The sequence below is a fragment of the Pseudoalteromonas sp. P1-13-1a genome (assembly GCF_001401875.1).
GTDB lineage: Bacteria > Pseudomonadota > Gammaproteobacteria > Enterobacterales > Alteromonadaceae > Pseudoalteromonas.
Map to the genome: position 1 here is coordinate 15,530 of NZ_LKDV01000042.1, position 14,683 is coordinate 30,212.

Sequence of the window (14,683 nt, forward strand, 5' to 3'; positions counted from 1 at the left end):
AATGAAGTTATTATTAGTAGGTAACCATACGTGTGGGAACAGAGGCGATGGGGCAATTTTAAGAGGGTTGATTGCTGAATTAAGGTCACAACAGCCTGATATAAAGCTAGATATTTACAGTCGCTTTCATGTTAGCTCAAGTTACTTACTTAATGAAACTCTACATCCGGATCCGCTTGATGAGTACCACTCATCGGGTGGCTCTTTTAAAGAGCGCTTATGGAAAAGAGTCAGCCAACGGTTTTTAGGGTACAGTCTAGCTAAAAAGCTTAAGTCAAATAATATAAGCAAGGTACCAGAACACATTCAGCAGTATATAGAACGTTTAAAAGGTTACGATGCTGTTATACAAGTGGGAGGGTCTTTTTTTGTTGATTTATACGGTCCTGCTCAGTTCGAACACGCTTTGTGTGCATTAATTGCTAATAAAAAGCTATTTATGCTTGGACACTCAGTTGGCCCATTCGATAGCAAAAAGTACTCTGCTCTAGCAAATCAAGTTTTTTCATCAGTAGACTCACTAGCATTAAGAGAGAGTTTAAGCCTTGATTATATGCGTAGCGCCTCCATCAGTAATTCAAAAGTAACTAGCGGCGCAGATACAGCATGGACGGTGCCTAACAACGTACTTACTTTAAAGCCACATCTTACTAAATTAGTAACCGGCAGGCCTACCGTTGCTATAACACTTAGAAACCTAGCGCCTTTTGATAAGCGCCTGGGTGTTACTCAACAAGAATACGAAGCTCGTTTCGCATGTGTTATTAATGAGCTCATTGCTGATGGCTATAAAGTAGTGCTTTGTTCAACGTGTACAGGAATTGGTGGCTATCATCGAGATGATAGAATGGTCGCTTTAAAAGTCCAAGGGCTAGTTAATGAAATTGAGCACTGCCATGTCATAATGGATGAGCTAAATGACATTGAGTTAGGAACTTTTTTAAGCCACTGTATCTTAACAATTGGCACTCGCCTTCATAGTGCCATTATTTCAATGAACTTTGGCACTCCAGCAATCGCGATAAATTACGAGCACAAATCTAAAGGCATTATGGCGCAGTTAAATATGCCCGAGCTCTCTAAAGATATTAGTACCTTATTTGATGGTAATTTGTTAACCAGTGCAAAGGAAGTACTAAACAACATTGAGCAAGTTAAAGTAAAAATGAATGTTCAGGTAGAACAAGAAAGACAAAAAGTAAGGATGATGATACAAAATACATTAAATAATATCAGCGGAAAAAAATGAAAATCACGTTCTTTTTGAACCAATTCCCAGAGCCATCAGAAACATTTGTTATTAATCAGATCATTGGTCTGATCAAACTTGGAAATGAAGTCAATATTATTGCTACACGTAAGGGTAATGTAGCGCAATGCCACCAATCTGTAATAGATTACTCACTCATTGAAAAAACGACTTATTTAACAGCTGAATCCACAAAAGATAGTACGATTAATATCAGAGCTAAACGTATATTAAATACAATTAAGCCACTAAACATAAAAAACAAATTAAAAGCACTAAATATAAAGCGTTTTGGGATCCATAGTCAGTCACTATTACTGCCCAGTATAGTTAGCCAAAATAGTAAGGTATACGAAGCTGATATTTTTGTTGCGCATTTTGGTACGGCAGGCGTAGTAGCAAACAAATTAAGAGAGCTAAATTTATTAAAGGGTAAACTCATAACTATCTTTCATGGTTCGGATATTTCTGTCCATTCCATATTAAAATTATTTAAAGATGACTATAAAAAGCTCTTTATGACCGGCGAACTCATGGTTCCTATTAGTGATCTGTGGAGGAATAGGTTAGTAGAGCTAGGCTGCCCTGAGAATAAAATAAAAGTTAACCGTATGGGAATAGATAGCAAGCAGTTTGAATGTAGAGAGTTAAACAAGCCACTATCAAACATACTTAAAATTATTACGGTCGCTCGCTTTACAGAAAAAAAAGGACTTACCTATGCGCTTGATGCCATGGCTATATTACAAAGTAAAGGTATTAAGTTTGAATACAATATTATTGGTGGCGGCGAATTAAAAAGTGACATTGAAAATCAAATAGCAAAGTTAGCATTAAAAAATGTAAAGTTATTAGGTTTCCAACCTCAAAATAAAGTCTCAGAGTTACTTAATGAGTCAGATGTTTTTTTATTGCCTTCAATAACAGCAAAAACAGGAGACATGGAAGGCATTCCTGTTTCATTGATGGAAGCTATGGCCATGGGATTGCTGACTGTATCGACCTATCATAGTGGAATACCAGAGTTAATAAGTGATTCGCAAAATGGCTTTTTAGTACCAGAGCGTAATACCGAAGAAATAGCTAATGTGGTTCAAAAAATAGTAAATAATGAAATAAATATCGAAGAAATACGCAAAGAAGCTAAGGCACGGATTGATACTTCTTTTGAGCAAACCAAACTTTACAAAGAGTTTGTAGGGATACTGGAAAAGGTAAATGAGCAATAAAAAGCAGGGGGCTTGGTTATTTGTATCAGCAGGGGTTGCTGGAGGCGTACAATTTTTAATATTTTCAATGTTAGCTTACTACACAAGCCCAGAATCTATCGGTGTTTTAGCCATTGTAAACGTGTTTTTAGCAATTGCATTTTTAGTGCAAGACATGGGATTGTCTAATTATTTTATATACAAGCAAAATTTAACCCGAGCACAGAGCTCAACTTTATACTATACAAACTGTGTCCTAGGACTTATAGCGAGTTTAATTATTACCGTATTAGCGGCGCCCGTTGAACGCTTTTATGATTCTAATGATATAGGACAAAGTATGTATATTATGGCGTTTAATTTTATTTTATTAGGATTTTCCGCACAGTATCAAGCAAACTTTATAAAAAGTGAGCAAAATGTAACCTTAGCTAAAATTGATATTGCTATTAAAATTAGCCTGCTTATCTCTACTTTTACTTTAATTCAACTAGGTATATCGAGTATTTTCCCGTACCTATATTCGTATTTAATTACCAACTTTATTCGCTACCTTGTTTTTGTATTTATTGCTGATAAAACATGGCACCCAACTTTAAAAGTTGATCTAAAAATTATTAAGCCTGCAATAGCGTTCGGAAGTTACCAAATGGGTTCTCAAGTAATTAGTCAAGTTAGAACTCAGCTCGATCAGCTTATAATAGGTAAAATAATGGGCGTAGAAATACTTGGCCTTTATTCTTTTGCCAAAGAGCTCATAATGCAGCCAGTTAAATTTATTCGCACATTAATTGCTAGAATGCTTTATCCAAAGCTTGCACGACTACAAGATAACCAGAGAGAGTTTTATAAGGTGCTAAATGGCTCTGCTAAAACGCTCTTGCTATTAAACTCAACTTTATATTTTCTTTACGTCACAGGATTGCTTGTTTTAGTACACTTTTTCTTTCATGAGTACGAGAAATCATTACCCGTATTGTGCATATTACTTATACTTGGTTTGGTGGCACCTTTTGGTAGTTTATTTGGTGTTATTGCACAAGCAAAGGGAAATACAAAAATAGAATTTAACTGGAGTATGATTTCAGCAGTAATTAGTGTTATTTCACTCTTTTTTATAGCGCAAGTGGGCAATATAAACCTATTTTCGCTAGGTGTCGCGGGGTTACAAATTTCTTTAACTATAGGAGCTTTTTTCTATTTTGGTCGTTATAACCAAAGCATATCGAAAAAAAGTTTCTTTTTAATGTTAAGTGCTAACTTAGGGTTATATGCTGCTGTATATTTATTATACGCTCTGCTGTAAAGCTAAAAACGACAGTTTAAATGCTGTCGTTTTTATTGTCAGGCTCAATATCAAAATAGCGAAGCTCATTTAATGAAATTGAGCTCGATATTTTTCTCGAAAAAAGCATTTCGCTGTTTTTCACCTTTTCAAAATCTTCTTCCTGCAGCGTTCTAGGGTAATCAGGACCACTTTTCCAATCTATATAGCGCAGTGCATGCTCTGCAATACTATCAATATTTAAAGATTTAGGATGTTTATAAATGTTATTTTTAAACTCACTATTATAAATTATAGAGTGAAAAAATACTTCATCAGCACATAAGGAGCGTGCAAATTTGAGCTTGTAGTGAGGATTGCGAGCAACAAAGTTAATTATCATCTCGATGCAACCTTTGGTTAAGCTAAACCAGTTAGTGCCCTTATAAAGTTGAATGTCGAGTTTGCTATATAGCCCTAATTTAAAACGCATATTAGTGTATGAAAAAAATGCTTTTTTACAAACCTTCTCAATAAAAGAATTGTTTTTTTTAAAACAAAAAGAAGGATAATTAAACAGCACTCTAAGCTCTGGATTTATAGGCGAAGTACGGTTTTCTTGAAAAGCAATATATTCATACTTTCCTTTGCTTGGCAATGTATCTAATCTGTTTTGCGAAATTAATATGTCGTCGCCCGATATTAAATGAAAATAGTCATATTCATGCTCTAAAGAGGCTTTAATAAGTTCGAGGGTGGCATCAATTTGAGATACATCTCCCCAAGACACCTCTATTCTTTTTTCTATAAAAATAACATTTTTAGACTTCAAGTATAAAAATGGTTCAATATCAGATTTTTTATCTACATGAATCAAAATAGTGTTGTTTGGATTTTTTGAGGCTTTTAATACTGTGTACTCTAATGAAGAGCTTACTCGGTGAGCTGTAATTGCTATGCAATTCATGTGTAACCTTATGGTGATGCTTTAAATTTACTTTTTAGTTATCGTTTTACTATGCTAGTGTTTTGAAGTGTTTTGAAGTGTTTTTTTATTTAGCCTGTTTATAAAAGCAACAAGCGCTATAACAAAACTAGACCATAAAGCAGAGCGGTATGCATCTACAGGTGTGCCAGTAAATGAATAAAGCGTGGCTGAAAAAAAACTAATATGACAAGCAACACTTAACTGAAAAAGCTCAAAACTAGCTAATTTTCTATCGTAAAGTTTTTTACACTTTATGCAAACCATTAGCGAATAATAATAAAAAATAAATAGCATTGAAGTAAAGGCGATTAAGCCAAGCAATCCATAGCGAAATAAATAATCCAGATAACTATTTTCAATTATTACGCCCTTTAATGCCAGCGGCGAGCCACTATACCAATATGTGAAACCTTCTGTTAAAGCAAGTATAGTTTGATTTTTTCGAGTCGATGTAGAGCCATCTAAATGACCTTGTTGTAATAGATCAATAAATCTTGTTATGTAATCAAGGTTTACTCCAAAATAGGCTATTAATAATATAAATAAAGTAAGAAGAGTAACCATGCTAAGCATAATTTTTTTAGCTATACCCAGCCTTAAAATTATAGATAAAAATGTAAAATATAATGCAGTAATTACAGTTGCTAAATAACCGGTTTTTGATTGCGATAAAAAAATCGCAAGAAAGGCTAAAATAATAAACAAAGCTGCAGATTTTTTATTACTTCCGAAAAAAAACTCAATAATATAAACAGCTAAAAAAAAGCTTAAGAAATAACAGGTAATATAAACCCAGTCAAAAGTACCCGGCGCTCTAAAGCCAAACCCGCTATAAACGTCTTTGAAGCTAAGCATTTTCAATGGTGCAATATCGCCAAATATTATTTGCAATAAGATAACTATTAATTGAACTATAAAAATAGCGGTTAAAGCTTTTTTTATTTTTATGCTGTTGGTAAGTTTGAAATTTTCCACTAGCAAAGAATAGAAAAATATAACGTATGAAAATAATAAAATCGGCTTGATTAGGACAGAAAAATGAAAAGTCGAAAAATTTTTAATAGCAAAAGGAAAACTTATCAACATCGCAAAAAGCGGAAGCCAATACACATAAGCAACATTAGGTATACTAACTTTGGTTCTAGTGGCAAAAATAATTAACGCTAAATAAGCAAGCATCACTACAAAATACGATTTTTGCATCACAGCTGCATCAATCGTAGGGATGAAATACGTTGGCCAGTAACACAAAACAAATAACGTAGACAGGACTAGCCATTGTGCAGTGTTTAAAGGTACATTATTTTTTTGCAAACTTAAGCCCAATCATTTTGTATAAATAGCTTATTGTAAATTTAGGGTATTTTTTTAATACTCTGTCGCGCACATGCTTGTGCAATACCATGCGTTGCAGCCACCTTAACCCAAGTTTTTTTACTAAGGGATGATAGTAATCGGGTTTTATAGATGTTTGTGTTAAAAAGCCGCCGCAAGTGATAATAACGGCAGGTTTAATCAGCTTGTGTTTTAATTCAATTGAAAAGCGCTCCTGATAAGGAGTACCCATACCGACTAGTACAACGTCAGGCTCTAATAAATTAAGCTCATTAATTGTTTCATCAGGGGCGTTAATATATCCATCTCGCTGGTGCACAACGTTTAAAGCAGGAAATTGCTTTTTTAGATTAATAACGGCCAGTGAGTTTTCGTCTGTAGTAGCACCTATAATCGCAATACGCTTATTTTTATTTGCTACATACTGTAAAAAAGGCTCAGCAATAGAGCTGTAGTCAAAGCTTGCCCTGGTTATTTTAGGTAAAAATAAGTTGTGAAGAATGCACAGTAATGCACCATCAGAAAAATACGCATCAACCTCATCGATTAAGCGCGCTTCCTTTGCTACCTCACAGTATGAAAAAGGATTTACAAACGAAATAATGTAAGACGAAGCCGAGCCAAATGCCTTATTTTGAATATCAGTAAAATGATCACCTGAGTGTATTTTATTATTAAGCAATTTATTCATAATAGTGACTTGAATAACTTATAATATGAATCCGTAGCCACTGGCAGTAAAAATGGCTCCACATTAGGTGAAATAGGTAATTTTTGTTGTTTATTTAGTTCTAAGATTGCATTTGCAAAGTTACCAATATCCATAAAGTCGATTAAATGCCCATTTTCTCCATTGTTAGTTAGCTCTCTAGGGCCGTAGTTACAATCAAACGCTATAATAGGTGTTTTTAAAAATGCGGCTTCAACTAATACAGTTGGCAACCCTTCCCAGCGAGAGGTTAAAAGTATGGCGTTAGCATTTGCTATATATTTGTAAGGGTTACTTTGTGAGCCATGAAGAATGATATTATCACTGAGCTTTTTGCTACGTATTTTTTCTTTTAAGTTATCATGCTCAGGCCCATCGCCAACAATAACAACTTTAATGTCATTTATTGTTTTTTTAGCCTCATAAATAGTCTCTATCAACAAATCATACCCTTTTTGATGATGGAGCCTGCCCACACACACAAAATAATCATCAAAATCAACATTTTCAATAGCTTGTCTTTCAATGGATTTGTCTAGTACTGGGTTATAAATACAAACTGCTTGGCTTTTTTTTACAACATTTAATGCAATTAAGTTAGTTAATATACCTTTAGATACACAAACAACCTTATCTAGCTGCGAATATAAAAAGGTTGCACCTAATCGCCTTATTATATTTTTAAAATAATTTTCTTGAGGTAAATTAATAGGGACATGCTGTACAGCTATTTTTTTTATTTTTTTAGGAACAAACAGCCCATATTTAGACAGTCCGCCTTTGGTAAATAAAATTACATCAGGATTAAGTTCATCAGCGAGTCGAGGAAAAGTAATAAACGCGTTTTTATCACTTAGCGCATAAATAGGTGCTAACTTATCAAAGCGAGAGGTAAGCTCTCCACTTTTACGTTCACAAATAATAGAGACTCTACAATTGTAACCTTCAAGCAAGCCGGTTATCAGCTGCTCAGTGACCCTTTCTACGCCACCTAGGCAAAAGTCTTCAAAAACAAAAACAATGTGCATATTTACACCTAACGTCCCAGTATTTTTTTCATGTTATGCATTATTGAATACTTATAAATATCTTTATGAGAGTGTATTAATAAGCTCAGAGGAACCCAATTTCCCGATATGATTGCTTCCCAGCATCCCATTGCATTAAGTTGTTTTTTGTTCATTAATAGCGAGTGCTTGTTTAAGAACTGCTTAAACCCAGTTAACCTGTTAGGTGAGCGAGTAATACTTACATCAGATTGCACTTCGTATTGCAGGTAGGTCGATTTTGGTAGCTTTAAACCCGGTCCATAACTTTTAAAAAATCGAACCCACGTATCATAATCTTGCCAAGCTTTAAAACTGGTATCAAAACCGCCTATATGCTTAAGGTGCTCGGTTTTGCAAAATAATTGGTTACCAACCTTATTAACAACTAGAATATCGTCTAGGGAGAGTTCACCAATAAAAAAGTTATGCTCAACCTTTGAGCTACCTTTACAAACAGTCACAGGGGTACATAGCGAAGTGTATGACTCAGACCAGTGCGTCATAAAATAGGTAAGCCGATCGGTGGTAAATACATCATCGTCATCAAGGCCAGTAATAAACTCTCCAGAAGCTGCATTAATTGCTTTATTACGAGCAGCACAAGCTCCAAGCGCAGTTTCGTGATGAAAAACAGTAATACGCGGGTCAGTGAGTGCTAACGCATTTAAGTAGTCAGCAGTTCCGTCAGATGAACCATCGTTGACTATAATAAGTTCCCACTGTGAGTAAGACTGATCAAGCACGCTTTGTACAGCGCGTTTTAAGTTGTTCAGTCTATTGTGCGTTGGCATATATACCGTAATTAATGGTGTTTGCATTAACGAGCCCTATAAAAACGGATAAGAGCTATAAAGCTGCCGAAAATACCACCTAAAATAACGCTTACTATAATAATGAAAGCACGTTTAGGGCCTGACTTTTCTTCAGGAATAATCGCCGGATCTAAAGTAGTAAATATATACTCACTTTTTATTTCGGTTAACATTTTATTTTTAGTTTGTTCTTCTATTAACCTATAAAAAACAGCCTCCATGTCAGCAATGCGCGTTTGCGTTAGTTTTTCGTTGAGGTAATGGATGCTTTTATCTGCTTGTTCTATATCATAACTTTGCATTTGCGCGTTTATATCTTTAACTAAATTGGTTACAATTTGTTGCGCGAAAACAGGAGATATGTGTTCATAAGAGATTCTTACCAGTCCATTTTTTTCTTTGTCTATAGTTAGGTTTTTTTCAAACTTTTTATAGGCTAGCCAATAGGGGTTTGTATCTTCTGGAAATAAAAAAGTGGCGTTTTTAGTGTCGTATATTTCTGGATCATAGGTAAGTGATTGATTGGCTTCATCCCAATGCTGTGCTGCTATAAGGGGGGCAGTTAGGTCATATTTTTTTATAAACGCATACACAAACTCTTTAGTTAGCATTTTTGCTTGTGCAACTTCTGTTTTAAAGTCGTCATCGTTTAAACCACCTAAACCAGCAAGAGAAGCAAGCCCACCTAACTGAGAATCCATTTGTGAGCTTTGCCCTTGAAGCAACTGCGTAGGGGCGAGCAAGGCTTCAGCTCTGTAGGTGTTGGGAGTGTTTATGGCTACAAAAAAAGAAATAACTGCACAGACAAAGCAAATAGCAAAAATATAAATTTTAAAAGACCATATAGAGCTTATTATCTCACTGAGTTCTGGAGGAGGTAAGATCTCAATATTTTTATCAGCATTGCCCATTAAATTTCCCTGCTTGTTAGTGATGTACTTATTTCTAGTTGTGCGATTATACCTAAGTTTATTTAGGTTGCTAGAGCTCAAAAGTGCGCTTTGCACAATACAAAGAGTTAAAAAGGGGGCGCTTAAAAGCTTATAGGGCTACTTTATAGTTAAATAACGAGCTATACATAAACAGTTGTGCTTTACAAAAAAAGCTATGTTAGAATCTGCGACTATTTTTATTTAGAGAGAAACAGTGCATAGTTGTGCTCTGTTTTTAGGCTAAGGTAGTTAGCTTTTTTACTAAAAGTGTGCAGTTGGCAAGGATAAGGGGGTATTGATAATTGCGTATCAATTTATTTCCCGCATTTAAAGGCATAGCTCGTTAGCGTTTTTACTCGTAATTATAGCAAAATATAATAAGCCGCTTAGGGTTGTGCGTAACAATAAAACTGGGTTTGCATGAGTACTAATAAATTATCATTAAAATACTATAAAGCTTAGGAGGGCGTATGGAATTTATTTTAGCTATTATTTCGTCATTTGTTCTGTCGCTTTGCTCCATAAAATTATTTAGACCATTTGCAGTTAAGTATAATCTTGTAGACAAGCCAAATGAGCGCAAACACCATGATGGCCATGTACCGCTTATTGGTGGAGTGGCTGTTTTTGCAAGTGTTGCCATATCGTGCGGTATTTGGTTACCTTTCAATCAAGAACTAACCAGTTATTTATGTGCATCAGGGTTAATGGTTTTGCTTGGTGTGATGGACGATAAACACGAACTAAGCGTTAAATTTCGTGTTATTTTTCAAATTATTGTTGCTACATTCATGATAATAGCAATAGATAACTACATTATCGATCTTGGCGACATTTTTTACCTTGGTGACGTTAAGTTAGGGTATTTTGGAATATTTTTTACGTATTTAGCCGTTATCGGGTTAATAAACGCCTTTAATATGGTAGATGGCATAGACGGGTTATTAGGGGCTATGGCCATTAATACCTTAGGCGCTATTGCATTACTATTGTTGCTTAACCAAAAAGAAAACCTATTTACTGTTTTAATTGTTGTTGCATTAATTCCTTACTTAATTTTTAACTTAGGTTTTTGTGGAACCCGATACCGAAAAATCTTTATGGGTGATGCAGGAAGTATGTTTATAGGGTTTACGGTTGTATGGTTGTTAGTAACCAATACGCAAGGTCAATCGGCAAGCTTTAGACCCGTAACAGCTTTGTGGATTGTTGCTATACCCTTAATGGATATGGCAGCACTTATTGTTAGGCGTATAAAAAAGGGAAGGTCTCCATTTCACGCTGACAGAGACCACCTTCACCACATCTTTTTGAGAGCGGGATTTAGCTCACGTTCAGCTTTGGTAATTATATTTACACTAAGCGTACTATTTTCAGGTGTAGGTATAGCAGCCGAGTTGCTTAATTTACCTGAGTCTATAATGTTTTTTGGATTTATTATTTTATTCTTAATTTACAGTGTTGCTATACTACACATATGGAAAGTACTCACTTTTGTTAGGCGTTTTACTACCAAGAAAATTTAATTTACTCTTATTAAACAGAGCCTAACGTAGTGGAAAAGTTAATTTTGTAGTTTAACTTAGTTGGGTGGGCGCTTTATAAAAGCTCAATCGTAAATACGCTTACCCCATACAATTTAACTGTTATTAATGGCCTAAATATGGACTTTTGGTTACCTCTAACAATATCTTTTATATTATCTTTTTTAGCAATTAAGATTGTAAACCCTATCGCAATCAAAACCGGCTTAGTTGATTACCCATGCGCACGTAAAGTACACGAAGGGCATATCCCTTTAGTTGGTGGTATAGCTATATATTTATCGATTATGCTTGCATCGGTTTTATTTATTGAGCAAAGCCGAAACTTAAATATATATTTAGTTGCTGCAGCCTTCGTTTTGTTTTTAGGGGTGCTAGACGACCGTTACGACCTACCTGTAAAAACAAGGCTCGTTGCACAAGTGATTGTAGCCTCTTTAATGATTTTTGGAACAGAAACACACCTAAGCAGTCTTGGTTATATTTTAGGCGGGTTTGAACTTAAACTTGGATTGTTTGGAATTATTGTAACCATAGTCGCAATTATTGCCGGCATTAATGCAATAAATATGATGGATGGAATAGACGGGCTTGCAGGTGCGCTTAGCTTAATTGCCTTTGCTGCTATAGCGTTTTTTTTAAATAGAGTAGCAAACGACTGGTTTTTACTCCCCACTTTATTTATAGCCTCATTACTTGCGTATTTAATGTTTAACTTAAAACTACATAAATCGTTTTCAAAAATATTTATGGGTGACTCAGGTAACATGCTAATTGGTTTATCTTTGGTGTGGTTAATGGTGTTAGGGGTCAATTTAGAAACGCCGGCGTTTAAGCCTGTAACGGCTCTTTACATTATGGGCGTGCCTATTTTAGATATGGCTACAGTGATAATACGCAGGTTAAAATCGGGTAACTCACCTTTTTCTGCAGATCGACAGCACTTACACCATTTATTCGAAGCAGCAGGCTATAGCAGAACTTCAGCACTTGTTTGTATTTCTAGTTTTGCCTCATTACTTGCTGTGCTAGGCTGCGTTGCAGAGATATTTTCAGTGCCTGAGTGGGTAATGCTAGCTACATATATTATTTTATTTATTTGTTATGCAGCTATAACACAGTGTGCATGGAATAAACTTGAGCAAAAAAATAGTTAGCAGTTGTTTACTCATCTATCAAAATTGCAGGGTATTAGTTAAAACTAAAATATAAAAGTTTAACCGTCTGGCTAAATCCCTTGTTGTAATAAGCTAGGTGCCAATCTCAATTTTTATACCACCCCCTAATATCGCTTTATACTTATTTGCTAAAGCGCGCTTTGCATCTTCATCACCGTGCACAATTTTTATATGGCTTGGCTTTTTACGCATGCCAGTTACAAATTTAACTAATCCGTTTTGATCAGCATGGGCACTGTAGCCGCTAATAGTATGCACCTGTGCGTTAATTGTAATGCGTGTATCGTTTATAAAAACATACCCATTGCGTGGACCGTATTTTTGTATATCTCGGCCAAGCGTGCCAACGCCCTGGTAGCCCACAAATAGTACATCGGTAGTTTTGTCGCCTAAAAAGCGCTCAAGGTAATTAACTATTCGCCCACCACTGCACATACCGCTGGCAGCTAAAATAATGGCAGGCGTTTGGCGCGACGCTAAATAGTTAATAATAGCCATATGCTCACTATGCGTATCTACCGTAGTTAGGTTGTCAAAGTCGAGTGGGTGGCGGCCTTTGGCTACTTTACGCTTAGCCTCTGCATCCCATAAATGTTTAAATTTAATATATTGCTCAGTAAAGTTAGCAGCCATGGGGGAGTCTAAAATCACATGAATATGTCGCCAAGGCGAGCCTTTAGCTGATTGATGTATTAGCTGCTCTAACTCGTAAAGTAGCTCTTGTGTGCGGCCTATACTAAAAGCAGGTACCAACACCACGCCGTTGTCTGCAACAGCGCGTTCAATCACAGTTTTTAGTGTTTGGGTGCGCTCTTTACGGCCTTGATGGTTTTTATTACCGTAGGTTGACTCTATAACTAACGTATCGGCCTTATAAGGAGGTTTTGGTGCCGGTAACAGCGGCGTGTAGGGGGCGCCTAAATCGCCCGAAAATACCACTCTATGTGTAGCTTTATTCTTACTAATATCTATTTCAACATAAGCGGAGCCTAATATATGCCCAGCACGCTGAAATCGCGCTTTAGCAACCTGCTCGTTGTCGCAAGGCAGCGTAAACCAAGTATTAAAACTAACCGCAACAATACGCTTGTTTAGCAAACTTAAACACGCATTTATAATTTTAGTATCGCGGGTAACACCAACTTTTAAAGCATCTTCAATCACCAGTGGCAACAAACTAGCCGAGGCTAGCGTAGTAAAAATAGGGCCTTTAAAGCCCGCGGCTAATAAATACGGAATGCGCCCAACGTGATCAATATGGCAATGCGTAACAATAAGAGCAGTAATGTGGGCAACATCAAACTCTATTGATAAATCATCCTTTTCGTCCTCTCCCTGAAAAAGCCCGCAGTCTATTAGTATGCTGGTTTGGCTATTAATAACGAGCTCGTGGCACGAGCCTGTTACACCATTTACCGCTCCGTGGTGAAGTATTTGCATAAGTATCTATATTTAGCTTTTATAATGTAAAGTTAAAAGTAGGGGTAAACAGCAATTTAAGCAAAGTTTATGGTGTAATAGCAGCAGCTTTATGGCGCTTAAAAAAATAGGCCCAATTACGAGATAAGCCCCTGCTACAAATATGTTTTTTAGCTCCAACAAAGTAATATAAACCCAATGATAACAATAATGAAAATAGCCAAAGCCAGCAAAGTGAGTGCACATTTACCTTAAACCTCTATTTACTTAAGAACCTTAATTTTTTATAATGGCCGCCGTTTGTTTATTAATGTTGTATTTGTTGCAATTGTGCGTAGTAAGGGTTCTTGTGAAGAGTTGGTATTTAGTTACATGTAAGCCTCGTCAAGAAGAACGAGCAGCCACCAACTTACTTAATCAAGGCATTGAAGTTTTTTATCCAAAATTAACCATCGAAAAACTCCATAAAGGCAGGCGAAGTGTTAAGCATTCTGCTTTATTTCCAAACTATTTATTTATTTGCTTAGAGTCTCAAAATGCTAATTTTTCTGCTGTAAAAAATACGCGCGGAATTAATGGGTTTGTTGCATATGGCTCTCGTTACCAAATTGTGCCAGACAGCCTTATACAGCAACTTAAATGTGAGCGAACAGAGTCTGCTGAGTCAACTTTACCAAAAGTAGGCGACACAGTAAGCGTACATAACCACGCATTTAACAATATTACTGCAATATACAAAGAGCCTGATGGCGACATGCGCAGTATTTTGCTGATTAACTTACTTAATCAAAAAGTAGAAGTAAGTGTAGATAATAAAGATATTAAACAGTAGCAAGTGCGCAGCAACACCCTTTACATAAAAATTGGTATACATATCAGTACGTAGGAACTGCAACCTAGGGGCGGAAGCGTGCCCGAAGGGCTAGACAAGCAAAAAATTTTGCTTTCAAGCTGGAGCGAGAGGAGCTCTGCGACGAACTGGAACGTGGAGCGTGC

The 14,683-nt window shown here is 36.0% G+C and carries 13 protein-coding genes; 6 read left to right on the forward strand and 7 right to left on the reverse strand.

Going from position 1 to position 14,683, the window contains the following annotated elements; translation table 11 throughout:
* Window position 1: 1 nt before the first annotated feature.
* From wcaK to AN391_RS18220, 3 genes are read left to right on the forward strand one after another with little or no spacing between them, the layout of a single operon-like run.
* The gene (wcaK, locus tag AN391_RS18210; RefSeq protein ID WP_055016696.1) at window positions 2-1,249 is read left to right on the forward strand and encodes a colanic acid biosynthesis pyruvyl transferase WcaK; all 1,248 of its coding nucleotides are present in this window, start codon (window positions 2-4) and stop codon (window positions 1,247-1,249) included.
* Entirely contained in the window at window positions 1,246-2,478 is a 1,233-nt protein-coding gene (locus tag AN391_RS18215; protein WP_055016697.1) for a glycosyltransferase, read from the forward strand. Before wcaK ends, AN391_RS18215 begins: the two co-directional genes overlap by 4 nt.
* Window positions 2,468-3,763, forward strand: coding sequence for an oligosaccharide flippase family protein (locus tag AN391_RS18220; protein WP_055016698.1), 1,296 nt, complete (start codon window positions 2,468-2,470; stop codon window positions 3,761-3,763). Before AN391_RS18215 ends, AN391_RS18220 begins: the two co-directional genes overlap by 11 nt.
* Before the next feature lie 16 nt (window positions 3,764-3,779).
* Here AN391_RS18220 and AN391_RS18225 read toward each other — a convergent pair whose 3' ends face one another.
* From AN391_RS18225 to AN391_RS18250, 6 genes are read right to left on the reverse strand one after another with little or no spacing between them, the layout of a single operon-like run.
* A complete protein-coding gene (locus tag AN391_RS18225) occupies window positions 3,780-4,688 on the reverse strand; it encodes a beta-1,6-N-acetylglucosaminyltransferase (protein WP_055016699.1) in 909 nt (302 codons plus the stop codon).
* A 54-nt stretch (window positions 4,689-4,742) separates the two neighbouring features.
* Complete coding sequence (locus AN391_RS18230) at window positions 4,743-6,023, reverse strand: hypothetical protein (protein ID WP_055016700.1); 1,281 nt, start codon at window positions 6,021-6,023, stop codon at window positions 4,743-4,745.
* Window positions 6,010-6,735, reverse strand: coding sequence for a WecB/TagA/CpsF family glycosyltransferase (locus tag AN391_RS18235; RefSeq protein ID WP_055016701.1), 726 nt, complete (start codon window positions 6,733-6,735; stop codon window positions 6,010-6,012). The genes AN391_RS18230 and AN391_RS18235 overlap by 14 nt, the downstream gene beginning before the upstream one ends.
* Window positions 6,732-7,781 (reverse strand): glycosyltransferase, encoded by a 1,050-nt coding sequence (locus AN391_RS18240; RefSeq protein ID WP_055016702.1) that lies wholly within the window; start codon window positions 7,779-7,781, stop codon window positions 6,732-6,734. The genes AN391_RS18235 and AN391_RS18240 overlap by 4 nt, the downstream gene beginning before the upstream one ends.
* A gap of 8 nt (window positions 7,782-7,789) precedes the next feature.
* The gene (locus AN391_RS18245; protein WP_055016703.1) at window positions 7,790-8,620 is read right to left on the reverse strand and encodes a glycosyltransferase; all 831 of its coding nucleotides are present in this window, start codon (window positions 8,618-8,620) and stop codon (window positions 7,790-7,792) included.
* Window positions 8,620-9,525 carry a Wzz/FepE/Etk N-terminal domain-containing protein gene (locus AN391_RS18250; RefSeq protein WP_055016704.1) on the reverse strand — a complete coding sequence of 302 codons (906 nt, stop codon included), beginning with the start codon at window positions 9,523-9,525 and terminating at the stop codon, window positions 8,620-8,622. The genes AN391_RS18245 and AN391_RS18250 overlap by 1 nt, the downstream gene beginning before the upstream one ends.
* Before the next feature lie 491 nt (window positions 9,526-10,016).
* Between AN391_RS18250 and wecA (AN391_RS18255) the strand changes: the two genes are divergently transcribed.
* Complete coding sequence (gene wecA, locus AN391_RS18255; RefSeq protein WP_055016705.1) at window positions 10,017-11,072, forward strand: UDP-N-acetylglucosamine--undecaprenyl-phosphate N-acetylglucosaminephosphotransferase; 1,056 nt, start codon at window positions 10,017-10,019, stop codon at window positions 11,070-11,072.
* A gap of 137 nt (window positions 11,073-11,209) precedes the next feature.
* Window positions 11,210-12,247, forward strand: a complete 1,038-nt coding sequence (gene wecA / locus AN391_RS18260; protein ID WP_055016706.1) for a UDP-N-acetylglucosamine--undecaprenyl-phosphate N-acetylglucosaminephosphotransferase — start codon at window positions 11,210-11,212, stop codon at window positions 12,245-12,247.
* A 93-nt stretch (window positions 12,248-12,340) separates the two neighbouring features.
* Here wecA (AN391_RS18260) and AN391_RS18265 read toward each other — a convergent pair whose 3' ends face one another.
* A complete protein-coding gene (locus tag AN391_RS18265) occupies window positions 12,341-13,708 on the reverse strand; it encodes an MBL fold metallo-hydrolase RNA specificity domain-containing protein (RefSeq protein WP_055016707.1) in 1,368 nt (455 codons plus the stop codon).
* Between the two features lie 328 nt (window positions 13,709-14,036).
* Between AN391_RS18265 and rfaH the strand changes: the two genes are divergently transcribed.
* Window positions 14,037-14,519 (forward strand): transcription/translation regulatory transformer protein RfaH, encoded by a 483-nt coding sequence (gene rfaH / locus AN391_RS18275; RefSeq protein WP_055016709.1) that lies wholly within the window; start codon window positions 14,037-14,039, stop codon window positions 14,517-14,519.
* Window positions 14,520-14,683 lie beyond the last annotated feature (164 nt).